Source organism: Paraburkholderia sp. BCC1876 (assembly GCF_902833695.1).
GTDB lineage: Bacteria > Pseudomonadota > Gammaproteobacteria > Burkholderiales > Burkholderiaceae > Paraburkholderia.
This window is the reverse complement of sequence record NZ_CADFGI010000001.1, coordinates 808,895-828,906: the sequence shown is the minus strand read 5'-3', so window position 1 is coordinate 828,906 and position 20,012 is coordinate 808,895. Positions and strand designations below refer to the sequence as shown.

Here is a 20,012-nt window from a genome sequence, read left to right as displayed (position 1 = left end):
CGCGCCGCGCCCCTGCAGCAGTCAATCGCTCAAGACATCGCCGGCAGCGTCACGTTCACTTCCAACCCGCCGCCTCGCCGGTTGCTCAGCGAAATATCGCCGCCATGCGCCTGAATCACCGCACGCGCCGACGTCAGCCCCAAACCCATGCCGCCCGTCGAGCGGTTGCGCGACTGCTCAAGACGGTAAAACGGCGCGAACACTTTTTCGAGCGCATACGACGGAATGCCGGGGCCGTGATCGATCACTTTCAGGTGGATCTGCGTGGCCGAGCATTTGAGCTCCAGCTCCGCGCGGTTGCCGTATTTCAACGCATTGTCGACCAGGTTCGCACACGCGCGCCGGAATGAAAACGGCCGTCCGCTGAACGCGAAACGCTCCGGGCCGGCGTAGAAAACCGGCTTGCCCTGATCGCTGTAGTCGTCGGCGATGGTGCGCAACAGGCCGGCGAAATCGAACACGGTCGCCTCTTCGTCCTTGTAGTCGTCGCGAAAGAAAGACAGCGCGGAATCCGCCATGGCCTGCAAATCGTCGACATCGCGGAACAGGCGCTCGCGCTGATCGTCGTCTTCGATAAATTCGCCGCGCAGCCGGATTTTCGTGAGCGGTGTGCGCAGATCGTGCGACATGGCCGCCAGCATCGCGGTACGGTCTTCGACAAACTTGCGCAACTGCGCCTGCAGCGCGTTGAACGCCGCGATCGCGGCGCGCAGTTCGCGCGGTCCCGCTTCGCGCACCGGGCCGGAACGCGGATCGCCGCCGAAACGGCGCAGGTCGTCGGCAAAACGCCGTAACGGCTTCGACAGGTAATACGTGGCCACGACCGAGGCCGCCAGAATGGAGAGCGCCACGAACCCCAGCGCAATCGCGATCTGTGCCGGCCGCGGCAGTCCCCACGCGCGGCGGGTGGCGGTGAACACGAGCCAACTGCCGTCGCTCAGTCCGGCGGCCATGAAGTACGCATGCGGGTCGCGCGTGCGGTCATAGCGCGGCAAGCGGCCGGATAGACCGTCGTCCGATTTGAACAGCAACACGGTGCGCGGGTGCCCGTTCGCCGCGAACCACTGCGTCAGTTCCGCGTCGGCGCGGGTTGTCCTGGGCGCCGTGGCGAGCACGGCTGCGGTCGGCGAGTTCACCGGATACCAGTCAACCGAGGTCGTCGGAATACGTGAAGCGCTGGCCACCGGCTGACGATAGCTGTCGGGTACGGCCTCGACCATCAGGATGATGTCGTTGGCCCGGCCGAGCAGCGCGGTTTCCTCGACCGAGGGCCGTGCCCATACGCCCGCGAAATGATTGAACACCACGCTCAGCAGCAGCACGCCGACAATCGCGGAGCCGACCGTGAGCGCGATACGCCAGCCGATGGTATCGGGCGGCCGCAAACTGAATTTCATCCGCGCCGCACCGTGGGGGTGAACATATAGCCGCCGCCGCGCACCGTGCGGATCACGGGCGGTTCCTTGTCGTCGAGATCGAGCTTGCGGCGCAGACGCGCGACCTGCACGTCGATGCTGCGGTCGTACACCTCATGCGCCGCGCCATGCGCGAGATCGAGCAACTGCTCGCGCGACAGCACGCGTTGCGGGTGTTCCGCGAACGCCAGCAGCAGATCGAATTCGGTGCTGGACAGGATCATCAGCGTGTTGTCGGTGGAGCGCAATTCGCGCCGGGCAATATCGAGCCGCCAACCGGCGAACGACAGCATCGGCCGCGTGCCGGTGCTCGCCACCGCGACATCGGATTGCGTCGTGCGACGCAAAACGGCTTTGACGCGAGCGAGCAATTCGCGCGCGTCGAACGGTTTCACCAGGTAATCGTCCGCGCCGATTTCGAGGCCGACCACGCGATCCACGTGATCGGCCACCGCGGTGAGCATGATCACGGGCACTTTCGACGTGGCGCGCAAACGCCGGCACAGGCTGAAGCCGTCTTCGCCGGGCAGCATGACGTCGAGAATCACCAGGTCGATGGGTCGGCTGTTGAGCATTTCGAAGAGCGTGACGCCGTCGGTCGCGATACTGACCTCGTGGCCATGTCGGCGAAAAAACCCCGTCAATAAGGACCGGATGTCCTCTTCGTCGTCAACCACCAGTACGTGCGGCATATAAGTCATTCCCAAATGCTAATCCTGAACGGCCGTTAATCTATGTCAGCCGTGCCCCGTCAATATTTCAGGGCTGACACATTGTATCGGGCTCGAAATATCGCGCACATCATGGCGTCGAATCGCCTGAGTAATCTCGCCGCTTCTGATTGGAGGTTACTGAATGGCGAGTTCGTCGAAATCCACGCGTCGTATTGCCGACGTCGTGAAGAAGGTCTGTTGCCGCGACTATCCGCTGCTGCTGGCCGCCGCGCTGCTGATGAGTTCCCGCGTCGCGTGGGCGGGCGGCGTCGACAACGAGGCCGATTCCGGCTTCACCGTGTTGAGCAACGCGACCAACGTGACGCACTGGGGCCTGGGCGCCGGCGTGGGCGTCGATGCGTCGCCCTATCGCGGCGATAAGGCGCGCATCACACCGATCCCGCTGTTCTACATCGACAATAAATGGATCAACGCGTACGCCACGCGGCTCGATCTCAAGGTCGGACAATGGAGCGGCGTGACAGTTGCATTGCGCGCGCGCGTGGGGATTCTCGAAGGCTATCGGGCCTCGGATGCGCCGATCCTGAACGGCCTGCCGAATCGCGACAGCCTGACGTTCTGGTACGGCCCGGTGGTGGGCTGGCATACGGCATTCGGCACGCTCACCGGCAGCTATCTGCTGGGCGGCAACAAAGGCCAGCAGGCCAGCCTCGAATTCAAGAAGGCGTTCGAAATGGGACGCTGGAGCATCGAGCCGCATGCCGACGCCACCTGGTTCGCCGGCAAATACGTCGACTACTACTACGGCGTGACGTCGTCGGAGGCGCGCGCCGGTCGGCCCGCGTATGACGGCAGTTCGGCACTGAATGCGACGATCGGCACACGCGTCGCGTATCAGCTCGCGCCGCGCCAGTCGGTGAGTCTCGATCTGCAGGTGACGCGCCTCGGCAGCGGCATCGCCGATAGCCCGCTGGTCGGCAGGCGCTTCATTCCCGCCGCGCGCGTCGGGTATCTGTATCAGTTCCAGTAACGTAAATAAAGTCCTGGGTATGCTTGGGCCTGCGCGGCTTTGCGTGGTTCGGTCGTACCCCGGAACGGAGAAGAACATGCTGTTTGCTACGCGTCACACCCGAGTCGTCCGGCGCCGCGCGTCCTGTGAGGCTGCGGAAAACGACTGCCGTAAAGATCACGACGCCGGGCGCGGCAGAGTGCGCCGTCAGCGGCCTGCGGGCACGTTATCCGGATCGAGCAATCTCGATGGATGGAAAACGCAGGGTCGTCTTCACTCGCACGAAGGGGGCGCGGCATCGGGTCACGAGCCGGTCGATGTCGCGAGTGTGCTGGACGCGGTTCAGCAGATCGCCGAACTGCGCGCGCAGTTGCGGGAAAAACAGTCGGAAGTCGACGTGCTGGCCGAAGCGCTGGCCTACGCGCGCGGCTTTAGCCCGGACCATTGAGGCGCGGGCGCGTCAGGCCGTCACATGCCTCACGTCGCTACATGCTTCGCGAACCAGTCCACCAGAAAATCGATCAGCACACGCAGCGCCGCAGGCATTTGCCGTCGTGAGTTATAGACGCCGTAAATGTCGAGCGATTGCGCTTCGTGACCCGGCAGCAAACGCACCAGGTGTCCGCTCGCGATCAGCGGCGCCGCCGCGAACACCGGTTGCATTGCAATGCCGGCGCCTTCGCGCGCGGCCGCCAGCAAGGTCATCGAGTCGTTCGCGCTGAGATTGCCGCCCACCGCCACGGCCGACGGCTCGCCGCTCGCCGTGTCCTTGAACTTCCACAGACTCTTGCCGAAGTACGAGTAAGTCAGGCAGTTGTGCACGGCCAGTTCCGTGACGTCGCGCGGCGTGCCGTGCGCGGCGAGATACGACGGCGCCGCGCACACCACCGACGGGCAGACGCCGAGCGGCCGCGCGATCAGGCTGGGGTCGAGTTGCTCCGTGATGCGGATCGCCAGATCGATGCGCTCTTCCACCAGATTCACCGTACGGCCGTCGACCACGAGATCGACCGCAGTAGCGGGATAGCGCTTCAGGAACGCGGTCATCGCCGCGCCGAGCACCTGCTGCGCCAGCACCTGCGCACAGGCCACGCGCAACAGCCCGCGCGGCGTCTCCGCTTCGGGACCGTCGGTCACGGCCATCTGGCCGGCAATCTCGAGCATCTGCCGGCAACGCGCCAGGGCCGCTTCGCCCGCGGAAGTCAGGCTGATACGCCGCGTGCTCCGATGCAGCAACCGCGCGCCCGACCACGCTTCCATCTGCGCCAGATAGCGCGTGACCATGGCGCGCGACATGTCCAGACCGTCGGCGGCGGCCGTCAGGCTGCCTCGTTCGGCGATCGTCACGAAAACTTCGGCGGCGGTGATACGGTCCATGATTCGATCGATTCATGCAACAAATATGCGCATGATAAGCGGCTTTTAGATCGATCGAAGAAATTTACAATGGCGGCATCGTTTCAGAACCCGCTATTGGAGAATCCATGTCGCGCTCTTTCCGCTTTGCCCCACTCCATCAGATCCTGCCCGCCGCACTGCTGAGCGTCGGCCTCGCCGCTCACGCGGCCGGCGCCGCGCTGCTTCATCTCGAGGTCTACAACCCAGGCGACAAGGGCGTGTTTCCGGTGTCGTCGGAGATTGTTACGGGCGCGCACGACGCCGTGCTGATCGACGCGCAGTTCCAGCGCAGCGACGCCGAAGCGCTGGTGCAGAAGCTCAAGGCCAGCGGCAAGACGCTGACCACGGTCTACATCAGCCAGAGCGATCCCGATTACTACTTCGGCCTCGACGTGATTCAGGACGCGTTCCCGCACGCGAAGATCGTCGCGACGCCGCAAACCGTCGCCGCGATCAAGGCGACGATGGACGGCAAGCTCGCTTACTGGGGACCGGTGCTGAAGGACAATGCGCCGAAGCGTCTCGTGTTGCCCGAAGCGCTGCATGGCGATCGCCTGACGCTGGAAGGCCGGACCCTCGAAATCAAAGGCCTCACGGGCCCGGCTCCCGAGCGCACGTATCTGTGGATTCCGTCGTTGAAGACGGTGGCGGGCGGCGTGGTGGTCAATAGCGGCGATCATGTGTGGATCGCCGATACGCAGACCGAGGCGTCGCGCGCGGCGTGGTTGAGTACGCTCGACGGTATCGTCGCGCTCAAGCCGGCCACAGTTGTGCCCGGACACTTCACCGGCCCGATGCCGAGCGGTATCAAGGCAGTGCGCTTTACCGCGGACTATCTGAAGACCTTCGACAGCGCCGCCGCGAAGGCGAAGAATTCGACCGAACTCGTCGATGCGATGAAGCGGGCGTATCCGGACCTGGGCGGCGTGTCGTCGCTGGAGTTGAGCGCGAAGGTCATCAAGGGCGAAATGCAATGGCCGGCGCCGGCGGCGTCGGATAGCAAACCTGCCGCCGCGGGCTCGGCGCCCGCTGCGGGTCAACGCGCGAACGGCACGCCCGCCGCGCAAGGAGGCGCATGATGCCGACGCTGCACTACATCTACGATCCGCTGTGCGGCTGGTGCTATGGCGCCGCGCCGCTCGTCGAGGCGGCGCGTGCCGTGCCCGGTCTCTCGCTGGCGTTTCACGGCGGCGGCATGCTCGCGGGTTCGCAGCGACGTCGCGTGACGCCGCAATGGCGCGACTACGTGATGCCGCACGACCGGCGCATTGCCGACTTGACCGGTCAGCCGTTCGGCGCGGGCTATTTCGACGACCTGCTGCGCGACGAGCGCGCGGTGATGGATTCGGAGCCGCCGATTACGGCGGCGTTGGCGGCGGAAGCGGTCGCTGGACGCGGGCTCGACATGATTCACCGTCAGCAGCGCGCGCACTATCAGGAAGGCAAGCGCATCAGCGACGCCGCCGTGCTGCACGAACTGGCCGTGGAAATCGGCTTGCCGGCGGACGCGTTTCGCGCGGCCTTCGCGCAGCAGAGCGGGGCGTCGACGCAGCAGCATATCGACGCTAGCCGTCGTTTGCTGGACGACGTGGGTGGCCACGGCTTTCCGACCTTCGCGCTGGAAGATGCGCACGGTCGGGTCGGTGTCGTCGATATTCGCGCGTATCTCGGGCGGCCGGTCGAATGGGCGCGCGAGCTTGCGCGTTTGACCGGCGCTTCGATGGGGGCTTCGGCGTCCGCTACGGCTTCATCGGCGCCGGAGAGCGGGCCGAGTTGCGATATCGACGGTTGCGCGTGAGCGGAACGTGATCGCAACGTGATCGCGACGTTAGCGGAATCGACCGGGTTCATAAGCGGACATCAGGCCGCGACACCCGGTCAGTCCGCTTGCGAAAGCTGGAACACGTTGCCTTCGGGATCTTCGCCGTCGCACATCCATTGCGGGAAACCGTCGTAGCGTTTCAGCCCGCGCATCGGTACGCCTGCGCGCATGAGTTTGTCGTGCAACTCGGTCAACCCGGACTCCACCGAGAACACCAGCTTCGCATTCGAATGATTCGGTTTGGCCGACAGCTTGCGATACGGCTCGCCGACCCGATGCAGTGCGATCTCGACCGCGCCCGCTTGCAGCACGACCCATTCGTGTTCGATTTCTTCGCTGACGGGCAGCGCGAAATGGGTTTGATAGAAGGACTTCAGCAGCGCGACGTCGTGGACATAAAGAATCAATCTCGACATGTGCAACGGCATGGATCTCTCCGAAGGGCATGGCGCTTCGAACTTCGATAGCACCGCCGGGTGAATGGGATCAGCTGGCAATTCGTGACCAGAAAGCCACCGGCGAAGTTTAAATGCTCCGCGACGAAGTCACCTTCGATGCGTCGGCGCACTTGCTGGCCGCAGCCTGAAAACACGCTTACTGACAGCTTTCCAGCGGCCACCCCGCGCCTTACCGTATCGACCGGCGCGACGCCACGCAAATAATTAGTCATTCAGCGACGGATTCTCTCCGTTCGCTCCGTTCAAGAGATCTGGGCAGCACGTTTGCGCATGGATTGCATCTGACTGACGGTTTTGAAAGCGGCGTTGAAAGCCAACCTCAAGATCCGGTCACTGCGAGTCGACCGCTAGCGTGATTGCAAACCCGCTTGCCATCCTGCGCGTCAGACTCCTTGATATGAATGCACAAATACTGGTCGTTGACGACGATGTCGAACTCGTCGAGGTGCTGACCACCCTGCTGGAACGGGCGGGCATGGCGGTTTCCGTCCTGCGCGACGTGAGTTTGCTGGCGCAAAGGATCGAACAGACGTCGCCCGATCTGGTCGTGCTCGATCAGATCCGGTTCGGCACCGAAGGTCTGGACGCATTGAGCAAACTGCGCGCGGCGGGCAACGAGGTGCCGGTGATTCTGACGGCGCGACCCACCGACGTCGACCGCATCATCGGCCTCGAAATGGGCGCGGACGACTGCATTGGCAAACCCTTCAATCCGCGTGAACTGCTGGCGCGTGTGCGGGCAGTGCTGCGGCGCTGCAATACGTGCCTGCCGGCCACCGCGCGGGAAGAAGACCGCGCGATCGTATTCGGTCCGTTCACGCTGGACCTGCGCTTACGCACCCTGGAGATGGACAGCGGCGCGTTCTTTCTGTCCGCGGCGGAGTTCGCGTTGCTGAAGGTGTTCGTGGAGAATCCGATGCGGACGCTGACGCGGGTGCGCCTGCTCGAATTGCTGCACGGCTCGGAAGACGAACGGACGGACCGTGGCGTCGACGTGCAGGTGTGGCGGCTGCGGCGAATTCTCGAGGCCGACCCGTCCGCGCCGAGGTTTATCCAGACCGTGCGCAGTCACGGTTACGTGTTCGTGCCGGATGGCGCGCGCCATTCGCCGGTCCGCAAGACGATGGCTCGCGTCTCGAACCGGCGCGCTGCGCTGGCATCCGCGCAACGGGGCAGTGTGTAGCCCGCGTTAGGCGCTTAGATCGCGTTGCCGGCGGGTGTGTCGGCCAGCAGCGCCCACCGCTCGTGATCGCGCCATTCGCCGTCGATGCGCAGATAGCGCGGCGAATATCCTTCCTTCTGAAAGCCCAACCGGCGCACCAGCGCGATCGACGCCTCGTTGCCCGGTTGAATGTTGGCTTCCAGCCGATGTAAGCCCATCTCGCCGAACGCATAGCTCGCCGCCGCGCGCAGCGCGTCGGTCATCAGGCCTTGGCGCGCGAAACCCGACATGCCGTAGTAGCCGAGATAAGCGCTCTGAAAAACGCCCGCGACGATCTCGTTGACATTGATAATGCCGACAATCTCGTTCGATGCCGTTTCCCGCGCCACCAGTCCGACGTTGGGTCCGGTCAGGGTGCGCGAGAACCAGCCGTCGAAGCCGGCTTGATCAGTAAAGGAGGCGACCCACGGCAAGTGGTAGTCCTGATTCGCGCGGTTGGCGGCGATCAGATCGGCGGCATCGGCGCGAGTTGCGCGGCTGAGTCGAACGGCGTTCATGGGTCTCCAATCGGCGATGAGTGGGCGCGCTTCAGGCCGCTGTGTCGAGCGCGGCGTGCAAAATGCGGCGTGCGCAAAGATAGCGGATAAGGCCGCGAAAACAAAGCGCGCGCGCCGAGGATGAACTCGAACGATTTACTATCGCGAGTGCCGGCGAGACGATCGGGCTGAGTCTGGCTTGGTTTGGTCTGGTCGGTTCGGTTCGGCGTTACGGTGACGGAAGCTCAATGGAAAATCTTCTCAAGAAACTCGATCTCACTTCGCTGCGATTGTTCGTCGCCGTTTGCCAGGAACGGAATATCGCGCGGGCGGCCGAACGCGAGTTCATCGCGCCGTCGGCGGTGAGCCGGCGCATCGCCGAAATCGAGGCAGTGATCGGCTTGCCGGTGATCCAGCGCCAATCGCGCGGCATTACGGTGACGCCGGTCGGCGAGACGGTGCTGCGTTACGCGCTGGCGATCATCGGCAACATCGAACAGATGAGCGCGGAGTTGTCGCGCTTTTCATCGGGCGCGAAGGGCCGGGTGCGGGTGGTGGCGAATCTGTCGTCGATCGTGCAGTTTCTGCCGGAAGATGTGGCCGCTTTCGGGCGCGCGTTTCCGGAGGTGTCGATCGAACTCGAAGAGGAGAACAGCGCCGAGGTGCTGCGTCTGGTGGCCGAGCATGCGGCGGACTTTGGTATCTGCAATCCGGTGGCGGGCAGCGAAGCGTTCGAGCAGGTGCCGTACCGGCAGGACCGGTTAGCGGTGCTGGTGCCGGGCGGTCACCGTCTCGCCGGCATGGCGCGCGTGGCGTTCAACGGTTTGCTCGGCGATAGCTTCGTCGGCTTGCGCAGCGAGAGCGCGCTCACGCAGATGCTCGCGCAACAGGCGGCCGCGGAGGGCAGGCAACTCGATGTGAGGATCCGCGTGAGCAGTCTGGATGCGTTGTGCCGGATGGTGCACGCGGGACTCGGTATCGCGATCGTGCCGGAGCAGGTGGGTTTGCTTTATGTGAATGCGCTCGACGTGCGCTTGCTGTCGTTGAGCGATGCGTGGGCGGTGCGTCGGTTGATCGTGATTTTTAAAGCGCGCGAGCAGTTGAGTGCGAGTGCGGCGGCGTTGGTGGGGTTTTTGGGGAGTGGCGCCTGATTTACGGCTAAGCCTGCAATCAGGCCGAAATCAGGCCGCAATAAACCCGCAACCTCAAGCCGGCACCGCCACCGGCGCCGACCCATCTCCCGCATCCAGCATCCGCACCGCAAACCCGAAGCATCGCTCGATCAGCGCCGGCTGCATGATCTCCCGCGGCGTGCCTTGCGCGATGATCGTGCCGTCCGCCAGCAACGCGATCGCATCGGCATAGCGCGCGGCCAGATTCGGATCATGCACGATAGCCAGCGCGCCGATCCGCCAACGGCGCGTCAACGCCCTGACGGTCTCCAGCAAGCGATGCTGATGCGCCAGATCCAACGCGGCAGTCGGCTCGTCGAGCAGCAGATAGCGGGTCGGTTGATCCGATGTGCCACGAGCGTCGCCGGCGTCGTCGTCCTGCGGCCAGATCTGCGCCAGCACGCGGGCAAACTGCACCCTCGCCAACTCGCCGCCGGACAGTGTGGTGATGTCGCGGCCCGCGAGAGCTTCAGCGCCGGCCAGCGCTAACGCTTCGTCGACGATCCGCCGATCGTTGCGCGACACGGCGCCGCTCGCCGCATGCGGATAGCGGCCGAGCAATACGATCTCCTCGACCGTGAACGGAAACACCGGGTTGGACGCTTGCGGCAACACCGCGCGCAACCGCGCCAGACGCTTCGGCGACATACCGTCGAGCGACTCGCCATTGAGCGTCGTCGTGCCGCTCAACTGCGGCGGCCGCGTCGAACCGCCGCCATGAAACTCGCCCGCGAGCGCTTTCAGCAACGTGCTCTTGCCGGCCCCGTTACAGCCGAGCAGCGTAGTCAGGCAGCCGGGCTTAACCGTCAGCGAAAGATCGCGCAGAATCGGCCGGTCGCCGCGGGTGATCGAGAGGTGGCTGGTCATGAGCATCGGATGCTCTCCGTCAGGAAGTCTGGATCGCTCACAGACCGAGTTGACTGCGGCTGCGCCACAGCAACGCGAGGAAGAAGGGCGCACCGATCAGTGCGGTCAGAATGCCGAGCGGCACTTCGGCCGGCGCGGCGACGGTGCGTGCCGCGAGATCGGCGAGCACGGTCAGCGTGGCGCCGAGCAGCATCGCGCCGGGCATCACCACGCGTTGATCGGGACCGCAGGCGAGCCGCACGCAATGCGGCGCGACCAACCCGATAAAGCCGATCACGCCGGTACACGACACCAGCGCGCCGACAGCCAACGCCGACGCCACCAGCACCGTGCGTTTGACCACTTGAGCCGGCACGCCGAGATGCTGCGCCTCGGTTTCGCCGAGTTGCAGCGCGTTCAGCGCGTGGCTGTTACGCGCGATGACTAGCGCGCCGATCACGACGAACGGTGCGACTGCGCCGAGCACCGGCCACTGTGCGCCGCCGAGACTGCCGAGACTCCAGAAGGTCAGTGACCGCAATTGCGCGTCGTCGGCGAGATAGGTCAGCAGGCCGATCGCGGCGCCGGCCAGCGCATTGATCGCGATGCCGGCGAGCAGCAGCAGCGGCAGCGCGAGCCGGCCACGCGCGGCGGCGAGCCGGTAGACGAGCGCCGCCACGGTCAGCGCGCCGAGGAACGCGGCGGCCGGCAGCCACACGAGACTCAAGGCGCCGATCATCGGACCGAGCACGATCAGCGTCGAGGCGCCCAACGCCGCGCCGCTCGAAATACCGATCAGCCCAGGATCGGCGAGCGGATTGCGAAACAGCGCCTGCAGCGCGCTGCCCGCCGAGCCGAAGCCCGCACCGACCAGCAGCGCCAGCACGACGCGGGGCAAACGGATTTGCAGCAGGACCGCGCGCGCCTGTTGAAGCGCCGGATCGTTGGCCAGCTCGGCGGGTGTCGCGAGCAACGCGGACCACACCAGCGCGGGGCTGATGCGATACGCGCCGATGCAGATCGCGACGAGCGTCGCCAGACCGAGCGCGACGGCTAGCGTCCCGAGCAGCAGACGGGCGGTGCGTCGTCGCCGCTCGGCCAGCGTGGCCGACTTCGGCTGATAGCGATTTGACGGCCCTGGCCCTGGCGCTGATGTTGGCCCTGACGCTGACGCCACGAGGTCCGACTCCATCACGCCTCCTGCAGCTTCTGGTTCAGCGTGGTCACCGCGCCGGGTAGGCGCGGGCCGAAGCCGAGCAGGAACAATGCGTCCAGCGCGACGACGCGCTTGTTCTGTCCCGCGGGCGTCGCCGCGAAACCGGGGCTCGCCAGCATCGCCGCTGCGCCGCCGACCGCGCTCAGGCCTTCGTCGGTGGTCAGGATCAGATCGGGCGCGGCGCTCACCAGCGCTTCGGCCGACAGCGGCCGGTAACCGTTGAAGCCCTGCATCGCGTTACGCGCGCCGGCATAGGCGAGCATCGCGTCGGCGGCGGTGTGCTGGCCGGCGACCATCGCGCTGTTGCCCGTGTGATTCAGCACGAACAGCACGCGCGGCGGTTGCGCGCGGCGCGCGAGCGGCGACGCCGCGACGGCCTCGCGCGCGCGCTGCCATTCGCCGTCGAAGCGCGTCAGTAGCACGTCTCCCCGCGGCTTCGCGTCGAGCGCTTTGGCGATGCCGGTGATCTTGTCGCGCACGCTGTCCACGTTGTGCTGTTCCGCGAACGAGACGACCGACACGCCCGCCTGTTTGACCTGCGTGAGCACGTTGGGCGGCCCGGCTTCCGCCGACGCGAGGATCAGATCGGGCCGCAACGACAGCAAGCCCTCCGCCGACAACGCGCGCTGATAGCCGACCTTCGGCAAGGCACGCGCGGCGGCCGGATAGCTGCAGGTCGTATCCGCGCCGACCAGCACGCTGGCCGCGCTGGTCGCGTTACCCTGAGCGCCGAGCGCGTAAATGATCTCGGCGAGCGCGCCGCCGACCACGATCACGCGCCGCGGCGGCTGCGCGAATGCGCGCGGCGCCGACGCGCCGAGCAACAGCGCGCCGCCGCCGAGCATCAGGCGGCGCCGCTGCCCGTTCAGGCGGGCGGCGTTCACGCTGCCGCTCCGTCTTCGAGAGGCGCGATACCGTCGATCAGTTCACGCCAGCCGGCGAGTTCCGGCTGACCCGGTTTGCGCGCGCCGAACAGCATCGCGACGTTCTCGCCGTTCGCGTCGAACAGTTCGAGCGAGGTGACGATGCCGTCGCTGGTCGGCTTGCGCACGACCCACGCGCTGGCGATCAGATCGCCGCGCAGATGCAGATTGAAGCCCGGATCGAGCACGTTGACCCACGGGCCCATCATGCGGATATTGCTGACCGGTCCGGTGTGAATCTGGATCATGCCGCGATTGCCGACGAACACCATGATCGGCAGCGTGCTCTGCGCGGCGCGTTCGAGCAGGCCTTGCAGCGCGTCGTTGGCGACCGGGTAGGCGTAGCGGCGTTCGGCGAGCCGCAATGCCTGGGTGCGGGCCAGACCGAACTTGCGCAGCATGCCGAAGAACTGGTGCGTGTCCGTCATCGCGTCCCACGCGCCATGAAACGCGGCGACGTCGATATCGCTATCCAGATTCAATGCGGGCGGCGCGGACGCTTCTTCCGTGGCGAGCCCCGGCGCCTGTTCGCGCATTTGCCAGCGGTCGACGAAGGCGTCGAACGCTGCGTGATTGCTGTGCTCGCGCAGAAAAATCTTGTGGACCGCGTGACCTTGCCTGTCGAAGAATTGCAGGCTTTTTTGCACGCCTTGCGCGGTGGTTTCGCGCACCGCGAAACCCGACGCCCATGCGTGATAGAACACCCGCAGATCGATCGCGCTGCCGAGCACGAGGCCGACGGTGCCGTCGTGACTCATGTCTTCGAAGACGCCGTCTTTCTCGTGCACGGCGGCCTCGTTGCGCGTGAGCGCCATCACGGCGCCCAGTTGCGGCATCTGTTCGTACAGCTCGACGAAGTTCGGTTCGAGCCGCACCACGTGTTCGCCGACGAACGCCGCGAGCGCTTCGCCTTCGCTAATGCCGAGCGCGTGCGCGGCTTCGCGGTTGCGCAGTTTCTGCGCGGCTTTCACAGTTTGAAAATCGTGACGAAGCTGAGTCAATGCAGCGACGTCGTGACGGGCGGAATTCAGCATGATAAGTGCCTCGCAATGCCGTATAGCGGGTTGAAAGAGGGGAGAGCGGCGTGCGCGTGCTGCATCAGAAGTCGACCTTCATGCTGACCGACACGTTGCGACCAGGGGCGGTGTAAGCGTCCTTGACCGGCGACGTCTCCGCAATGCCGCGCACGTCCGACCAGTTCCAGTACTTGCGGTCGAACAGGTTGTACACGCCGAGATACGCGACGACGTGCTTGTTGAAGCGATAGCCGCCGCGCAGGTCGACGACGAAACTCGAGCCCGGCGCGAAGCAGGTTTGCGACGCGCAGTTTTTCGGCGTGATGTCGCTGGTTTTCTTCGCGGCCTGGAACAGCAGATCCGTTTGCACGAACCAGCGTTCGCCCGGTTCATAACGAAGGCCGAACACGGCCGAGAAAGGGTTGATGGTGTCGAGCGGCTGATTCGCGCCGGTGCCGCCTTCCACGCTGCCTTTGGTGAAGGCCATCGCGGTCTTGACCGTGAAGCCGTACGGCAGCGCCCATTCCGCGCGTCCTTCGAGGCCGTGAATCGAGGCCCGCGAATAGTTGACGTACTGGAACACCAGCGGATCGTTCGGGCGGCCGCTGCCGCTCACGGTCTGTTGCGCGATGAAGTCGCGATAGCGGCCGGCGAAGATCGCCGCGCTATAGCGCAGTGGGCCGAGGCCGGTGCCGAGCTTGCCGCGCAAACCGGCTTCGATGGTGTCGCTGGTTTCAGGCTTCAGGTTCGGATTGCCGATCGACGTGTAGCCATACAGCGGATTCGCGAAGCTGTTGTTCACCTGATCCGGCGACGGCGCGCGGAAGCCGTGCGCGTATTGCGCGTACGGAATCAACGCGGGCGACACTTCGTACAGCACCGCGAGGCGCGGCGACAACGCGTTGTCGCTCGACGAAACCGGCTTGCCCAGATACTGCGGGTCGCCGGTTTTCGCGTTCAGCGCGTAGGTGTCGAAACGCAAACCCGGCGTGACGGTCAGGCCGCCATAGCTGATCTGATCCTGAATGAACGCGCCGAGCAGGCGGTAATTCGTATCCGGGAACGGCTTGTTCGGGAACGCGGCTTCGCCCACGCCCGGCACGGTGCCGTCGCGCAGCGCCGTCACGCGATCGAGACTGCCGTCGCCGCCATACAGCAGCTTGTGCGAGAGGATGCCCGTGCGGAAGTTGCTCTCCGCGAACGCCGAGCCGCCGAATACGCGCTCGCCGTAGCGGCTCAAACGCGTGCGCGAAGCGGACGAGCCACGCTTCTCATACGAGTTCTGATCCTGCCATGCGTCCTGGTAGTACACCTGAACGTGCGCGGTCTGGAAAAACGGCGCGGCCTCGTTATTGAAGTCGTAATCGAGGCTGTAGCGATTGCGTTCGAGCTTGTCGTTGCCGGTCAGCGCGAGCGTGGTGGGCGGGTTGATCGCCGAGAGCACGTTCGTGTCGATCCGTTCGCGCACGGTTTCGGCGGTGAATTTGAAGGTGTCGTGCGCGGTCGGTTTGACGACCAGCTTGCCGAGCAGCGTTTCGGAATACGTGTCCTGCGGATTCGCCGTGGTGCGCAGCGTCGTCGCCGAATTGTTCGAGCCTTTGTTGTCCACTTCGTGGCCGCGCCGGCCGTCGGCGATCAGCATGCCCTGAATCATGTCGTTGCCGCCGGCCGCCTGCACGGTCGCGCCGAAACTGCGATCGGCCGATTCATAGCTCGGACGCACCGAGAAATAAGTCGGCTTGTTGTAGATGTCGAGCAGATCCTGCGGGTCTTTGGTCAGGAAGTTCACTGCGCCGGTCAAGCCGTCGCTGCCATACAGCGCCGAGGCCGGGCCGCGCAGAATTTCAATGCGCTTGAGCGTGCCGAGATCCGCATAGTCGCCGCGACCCGATTCGAGCGGGCCGAACGTGAACGAATAGGGCAGGCGGATGCCGTCTTCCATCATCAGAATGCGGTTGCCTTCGAGGCCGCGAATGTTGATGCTCGAATCGTTGTCGCGACCGCCGCCCAGGGCTGCCGAGCCAGGCCGGTAAGGCGTGCGGCGCACCGTGACGCCGGGCTCGTAGCGCAGCGCGTCCTTGATGTTTTCGGCTTGCTGTTCTTCGAGGTCCTGGTCGGTGATCACCGAGACGGACGCGGCCGTGCGACTCTGCGCGGACGCGGTGCGGGTGGCGGTAACGGTCACCGGATCGAGCAGTCTGCCCGACGCGAGTTGTACCGCCGATGCGGCTTGCGGCGCCTGCGCGACCTGCTGCGCGGTGGCTTTCTGAGCCGGCGTGTTATCTGCTGCGTGAGCCGACTGCGCGGCCCAAAGACCGACGACGCCAAATACGCCGGACAGCATGGTGCACAGCGGACGTCGCGCTGTATTGAGGTGATGCACGTGTGGTTCTCCCGATCAAACGAGCCCGTACGCTGGCTGGGTGACGAGAAGCACCTGGCTGGCAGTTCGCATTAAATGCGGACCGTGTAGGTGAATTGGATGAATAAAGATGACTAAAGCCTTACAAATTTATGGTAAATGAGAATTATTGTCAACTGGCTATGCGGAATAATTTGCTGCTTCGTGTGCTGCGCGACGTGGGACGAGGATGCGCAAACCTCATGAAACGAGAGGTCAGCGTTGCCGCAACGGCACTTCGGCAGCGCTTGCGCGCGCCGTATAGTGAGCAGAAGGAGAGTGCTCATGAGCGATACGATTCGTCTGGACGGCCGCGTGCTGTTCCTGTCTCAAGACCCCGCGGTGATCGATGCGCAACTGGCCGGCGGCAACTTCACGCGCACGACCGCCGGTCCGCTGCGCGATAACGTCTCCACCGACGAGATCACGCCCGTCACCGTGATGCTCACTTACGACGAACGTCTCGGCCAGTATCCGTACGTCGGCTTCAAGGCCGGCGAGCGTCTGCCGATCGGGCGCAATGCGGTGAAAGGCGGCGGCTTCCAGATCACGGTTGCGGGCAAGCGCTACGGCAAGGGTTCGTCGCGCGAATCGAGCGCGCTCGCGGAGTTGTCGGCGGGTATCCGTTTGATCGTCGCGGAGAGTTTCGAGCGTATTTACCAGCAGAATTGCGACAACATCGGCATTCTCACCACCACCGATTTCTCCGTGCTAGAGCGGCTGATGGCCGGCGAGGCCGTGCCGATCGACGCGTTTCTCGAAGGCCGCGATGCGCTCACGCAGCAGATCATTCGCAGCGGCGGCCTGCTGGCGTATAGCAAGTTCGCGGATTGGCCCGCGCCGCGTGTGGCGGGGAGTGCCAATGCAAACGCCAATGCAAACGCTACGGCGAGCGCCGAGCCGATGACGCTGGTCGAGAAGATCATCGCGCGGCATCTGCATCCCGGCATGACGAACGCGCGGCGTGGCGACGGTGTGTTCATCGCCGCCGACTGGCGCTTCAGTCACGACTACTTCACCGGCATGTGCGCGCATCTGATGCATCGCGCGTTCGGCAAGCCCGCGCCGTTGCATGAGCCGGATCACATCATCGCGTTTCAGGATCATCTGGTGCTCGCGGCGCAGAGCATTCCGCACGTGCGCGATGGTTTACTGCCGGGCGTCGCCAATCTGATGGAAGGGCATACGTCGTTCTCGCGCGACTACCCGGTGCGCTCGCACGGCGCGCTCGATACGCTGCCCGGCTCCGAAGGGATCTGTCATGCGCTGATGGCGGAGCAATACGCGCTGCCGGGGCAAGTGGCGTGCGGCACCGATTCGCACACGCCGCATTCCGGCGCGCTCGGCTGCCTCGCATTCGGTGCGGGCGCAACGGAAATCGCCAATAGCTGGGTGACGGGCTATGTGCGCTGCAAGGTGCCGGAGACCTTGCGCATCGAGATCGACGGTGGTCTGCGCGAAGGCGTGACCGCCAAAGACGTGGTGCTCTATCTGCTGCAGATGGACGCGATCCGCTCGGGCGGCGCGATCGGACTCGTGTTCGAATATGGCGGCGAGGCGGTGCGCGCGATGTCGATCGATGAGCGCGCAACCTTGACGAACATGGTCGCGGAATTGGGCGGCTTCACCGGCATCGTCGAACCGGACGTGCGCACCGCGGCGTTTCTGAAAGAACGCCGCGGTGTCGATTTCAGCGTGGAAAGCTGGATGAAAAGCGATCCGGGCGCGACCTATCGCGACACGATCCGGATCGACGCGAGCCGCATCGAACCGATGCTCGCGCGTCCAGGCGACCCGGGCAACGGCATGCCGGCGCCACAACTGGAGCAGGAAATCGCGATCGACATCGCCTATGGCGGTTCGTGCACCGCGGGCAAGCGTGAAGACTTCGACTACTACCACGAGGTGCTGCGCTGGGGTGTCGAGCGAGGCATTCGTGTACCGGATCGCACGCGTCTGTTTCTGCAATTCGGCACCATGGCCGTGCGGAGGTATTGCGAGGAACAAGGCTATTTGCCGGTGTTCGAGCGCGCGGGCGTGACGCTCGTGATGCCGGGTTGCGGGTCGTGCGCGAATTGCGGACCGGGGCAATCCGCCGACGCGAATGACGTGACGATCAGCGCGATTAACCGCAATTTTCCCGGGCGTTCGGGACCGGGCGACGTGTGGCTCGCGAGTCCGTACACGGTGGCGGCGAGTGCGCTGGCCGGAAAAATCACTACCTTCGAACAATTGAAGCGCGCGCGCGGCTAGAATGCTCGCCGGACCTTGCGGCCCGGCATCGTGGTGCGTGCGCGTCATGCGCGAATCAGAGGAAGGCCGGCACAAGACTGGTTTCGGTGCGCCGTATTGCGGTGCGCCAGTATCACGTGCAACACGTTGCACGGATCGGAGCAGGCGATTCGGAATCCGGGTAAGCGCTCGGGGCGACACGCCGACTCCGGTCGACACAGGAGACAAACAACATGGCATCCCCCGATCACGCCGAGTCCGCTACACAGCGCAGCCCCGGCGTTGCCTCTTTTGATGCGGCCACCGCTAGCCCCGCCGCGTTGCTCGACGCCGGCAGCATTTCCGCGCGCCTCGACCGGCTTCCGGCCACGCGTTCCATCTGGAAGCTGGTCGTGCTGCTAAGCCTCGGCTTCTTCTTTGAACTCTACGATCTGCTGTACTCGGGCTATGTCGCGCCTGGCCTCGTCAAAAGCGGTTTGCTGACGGCGACCACGCACGGTCTGTTCGGCTCGACCGGGGTGGCGAGTTTCATCGCCGCGCTATTCAGCGGGCTGTTTATCGGCACGATCGCGTGCGGCTTTCTGGCGGATCGCTTCGGACGCCGTGCGGTGTTCACGTATTCGCTGCTGTGGTACACCGCGGCCAACGTCGTGATGGCGTTTCAGGAGACGGCTACCGGGCTGAACTTCTGGCGCTTTGTCGCGGGTATCGGTATCGGCGTCGAGTTGGTGACGATTGGTACTTATATCTCCGAACTGGTGCCCAAGCAGATTCGCGGGCGCGCGTTCGCTTGCGAGCAGGCCGTGGGTTTTACCGCCGTACCGGTGGTGGCGTTCCTGTCGTATCTGCTGGTGCCGCGTACCTTGCTCGGCCTGGATGGCTGGCGCTGGGTCGTGCTGATCGGCGCGCACGGTGCGCTGTTCGTCTGGTGGATTCGCCGTGCGTTGCCCGAGAGTCCGCGTTGGCTCGCGCAACAAGGGCGTCTCGCCGAAGCCGACCGCGTGATGAGCGCGCTCGAAGCGAAAGTGCGCAGCGAATACGGTCGTGAATTGCCGCCGCCCGCACCGGCGGTGCCGGTGGCGCCGCGCGGCAGCTTCCGCGATATGTGGGTGCCGCCGTACCGCAACCGCACGCTGATGATGACGATCTTCAACATCTTCCAGACGGTGGGTTTTTACGGTTTCGCGAACTGGGTGCCGACGTTGCTGATCAAGCAGGGCATTACGATCACCACGAGCTTGATGTACTCGAGCGTGATTGCACTGGCTGCGCCGATTGGACCGATCATCGGGCTCTTTATCGGCGATCGCTTCGAGCGCAAGACGGTGATCGTGGTGATGGCCGGTGTGAATATTGTTTGCGGGCTGTGGTTCAGTCAGGCGTCGGGCGCGGTGTTGCTGGTGAGTCTCGGTGTGTGCCTGACGCTCGCGGGCAATATCATTTCGTATAGCTTCCACGCGTATCAGACCGAGCTTTTTCCGACCAGTATTCGCGCGCGGGCGGTGGGCTTCGTGTATTCGTGGAGCCGGTTTTCGGCTATTTTCACGGCCTTCCTAATCGCTGAAGTGTTAAAGCAATTTGGCGCGGTGGGGGTCTTTGTCTTCATCGCCGGTGCGATGCTGGTTGTGATGCTGGCAATTGGGTTGTTGGGGCCGCGAACAAAGGGTATTGAACTGGAGAAGATATCTCAGTAGACCGCAGAGCAAGGCGGTGAGAAGGTTTGGCTGCAGTT

General features: G+C 64.6%; 17 protein-coding genes and 1 pseudogene. 8 read left to right on the top strand and 10 right to left on the bottom strand.

Annotated elements, in window-relative coordinates; genetic code table 11:
* Positions 1–29: 29 nt before the first annotated feature.
* Positions 30–1,397 carry a HAMP domain-containing sensor histidine kinase gene (locus HWY05_RS03530; RefSeq protein ID WP_176057396.1) on the bottom strand — a complete coding sequence of 456 codons (1,368 nt, stop codon included), beginning with the start codon at positions 1,395–1,397 and terminating at the stop codon, positions 30–32.
* The gene (locus HWY05_RS03525; RefSeq protein WP_081936250.1) at positions 1,394–2,116 is read right to left on the bottom strand and encodes a response regulator transcription factor; all 723 of its coding nucleotides are present in this window, start codon (positions 2,114–2,116) and stop codon (positions 1,394–1,396) included. The genes HWY05_RS03530 and HWY05_RS03525 overlap by 4 nt, the downstream gene beginning before the upstream one ends.
* 154 nt (positions 2,117–2,270) lie before the next feature.
* Here HWY05_RS03525 and HWY05_RS03520 point away from each other — a divergent pair, with 154 nt between their 5' ends.
* Positions 2,271–3,119: a MipA/OmpV family protein gene (locus HWY05_RS03520; RefSeq protein WP_176057395.1), complete on the top strand. Its 849-nt coding sequence runs from the start codon at positions 2,271–2,273 to the stop codon at positions 3,117–3,119.
* Positions 3,120–3,195: 76 nt separating this feature from the next.
* Positions 3,196–3,546 carry a hypothetical protein gene (locus HWY05_RS03515; protein ID WP_176057394.1) on the top strand — a complete coding sequence of 117 codons (351 nt, stop codon included), beginning with the start codon at positions 3,196–3,198 and terminating at the stop codon, positions 3,544–3,546.
* A 29-nt stretch (positions 3,547–3,575) separates the two neighbouring features.
* Here HWY05_RS03515 and HWY05_RS03510 read toward each other — a convergent pair whose 3' ends face one another.
* Positions 3,576–4,475: a LysR family transcriptional regulator gene (locus tag HWY05_RS03510; RefSeq protein ID WP_176057393.1), complete on the bottom strand. Its 900-nt coding sequence runs from the start codon at positions 4,473–4,475 to the stop codon at positions 3,576–3,578.
* 107 nt (positions 4,476–4,582) lie between these two features.
* Here HWY05_RS03510 and HWY05_RS03505 point away from each other — a divergent pair, with 107 nt between their 5' ends.
* Both HWY05_RS03505 and HWY05_RS03500 read left to right on the top strand, forming a co-directional pair.
* The gene (locus HWY05_RS03505) at positions 4,583–5,575 is read left to right on the top strand and encodes an MBL fold metallo-hydrolase (protein ID WP_176057392.1); all 993 of its coding nucleotides are present in this window, start codon (positions 4,583–4,585) and stop codon (positions 5,573–5,575) included.
* Positions 5,575–6,294 carry a DsbA family protein gene (locus HWY05_RS03500; RefSeq protein ID WP_176057785.1) on the top strand — a complete coding sequence of 240 codons (720 nt, stop codon included), beginning with the start codon at positions 5,575–5,577 and terminating at the stop codon, positions 6,292–6,294. Before HWY05_RS03505 ends, HWY05_RS03500 begins: the two co-directional genes overlap by 1 nt.
* Before the next feature lie 80 nt (positions 6,295–6,374).
* On the opposite strand, the gene HWY05_RS03495 is transcribed toward HWY05_RS03500, so the two are convergent.
* Positions 6,375–6,746: a VOC family protein gene (locus tag HWY05_RS03495; RefSeq protein WP_176057391.1), complete on the bottom strand. Its 372-nt coding sequence runs from the start codon at positions 6,744–6,746 to the stop codon at positions 6,375–6,377.
* A 427-nt stretch (positions 6,747–7,173) separates the two neighbouring features.
* Here HWY05_RS03495 and HWY05_RS03490 point away from each other — a divergent pair.
* Positions 7,174–7,884, top strand: a pseudogene (locus HWY05_RS03490) (response regulator); the annotation flags it as partial.
* A gap of 89 nt (positions 7,885–7,973) precedes the next feature.
* On the opposite strand, the gene HWY05_RS03485 reads toward HWY05_RS03490, so the two are convergent.
* Positions 7,974–8,495: a GNAT family N-acetyltransferase gene (locus HWY05_RS03485; RefSeq protein WP_176057390.1), complete on the bottom strand. Its 522-nt coding sequence runs from the start codon at positions 8,493–8,495 to the stop codon at positions 7,974–7,976.
* Positions 8,496–8,722: 227 nt separating this feature from the next.
* Here HWY05_RS03485 and HWY05_RS03480 point away from each other — a divergent pair, with 227 nt between their 5' ends.
* Positions 8,723–9,625 (top strand): LysR family transcriptional regulator, encoded by a 903-nt coding sequence (locus HWY05_RS03480; RefSeq protein WP_176057389.1) that lies wholly within the window; start codon positions 8,723–8,725, stop codon positions 9,623–9,625.
* 54 nt (positions 9,626–9,679) lie between these two features.
* Here HWY05_RS03480 and HWY05_RS03475 read toward each other — a convergent pair whose 3' ends face one another.
* The 5 genes from HWY05_RS03475 to HWY05_RS03455 form a co-directional block, all read right to left on the bottom strand.
* Positions 9,680–10,519, bottom strand: a complete 840-nt coding sequence (locus HWY05_RS03475) for a heme ABC transporter ATP-binding protein (RefSeq protein WP_035558379.1) — start codon at positions 10,517–10,519, stop codon at positions 9,680–9,682.
* Positions 10,520–10,550: 31 nt separating this feature from the next.
* Positions 10,551–11,684: an iron ABC transporter permease gene (locus tag HWY05_RS03470; protein ID WP_176057388.1), complete on the bottom strand. Its 1,134-nt coding sequence runs from the start codon at positions 11,682–11,684 to the stop codon at positions 10,551–10,553.
* On the bottom strand, positions 11,684–12,553 hold the full coding sequence (locus HWY05_RS03465) for an ABC transporter substrate-binding protein (RefSeq protein WP_176057784.1): 870 nt from the start codon (positions 12,551–12,553) through the stop codon (positions 11,684–11,686). Before HWY05_RS03465 ends, HWY05_RS03470 begins: the two co-directional genes overlap by 1 nt.
* A gap of 35 nt (positions 12,554–12,588) precedes the next feature.
* The gene (locus tag HWY05_RS03460) at positions 12,589–13,665 is read right to left on the bottom strand and encodes a hemin-degrading factor (protein ID WP_051980913.1); all 1,077 of its coding nucleotides are present in this window, start codon (positions 13,663–13,665) and stop codon (positions 12,589–12,591) included.
* A 64-nt stretch (positions 13,666–13,729) separates the two neighbouring features.
* Positions 13,730–15,991 carry a TonB-dependent hemoglobin/transferrin/lactoferrin family receptor gene (locus HWY05_RS03455; protein WP_176057783.1) on the bottom strand — a complete coding sequence of 754 codons (2,262 nt, stop codon included), beginning with the start codon at positions 15,989–15,991 and terminating at the stop codon, positions 13,730–13,732.
* Positions 15,992–16,333: 342 nt separating this feature from the next.
* On the opposite strand from HWY05_RS03455, the gene HWY05_RS03450 reads away from it, so the two are divergent.
* Positions 16,334–18,301, top strand: a complete 1,968-nt coding sequence (locus tag HWY05_RS03450; protein ID WP_176057387.1) for an aconitase family protein — start codon at positions 16,334–16,336, stop codon at positions 18,299–18,301.
* A gap of 212 nt (positions 18,302–18,513) precedes the next feature.
* Positions 18,514–19,974 (top strand): MFS transporter, encoded by a 1,461-nt coding sequence (locus HWY05_RS03445; protein WP_035558363.1) that lies wholly within the window; start codon positions 18,514–18,516, stop codon positions 19,972–19,974.
* Positions 19,975–20,012: the final 38 nt, after the last annotated feature.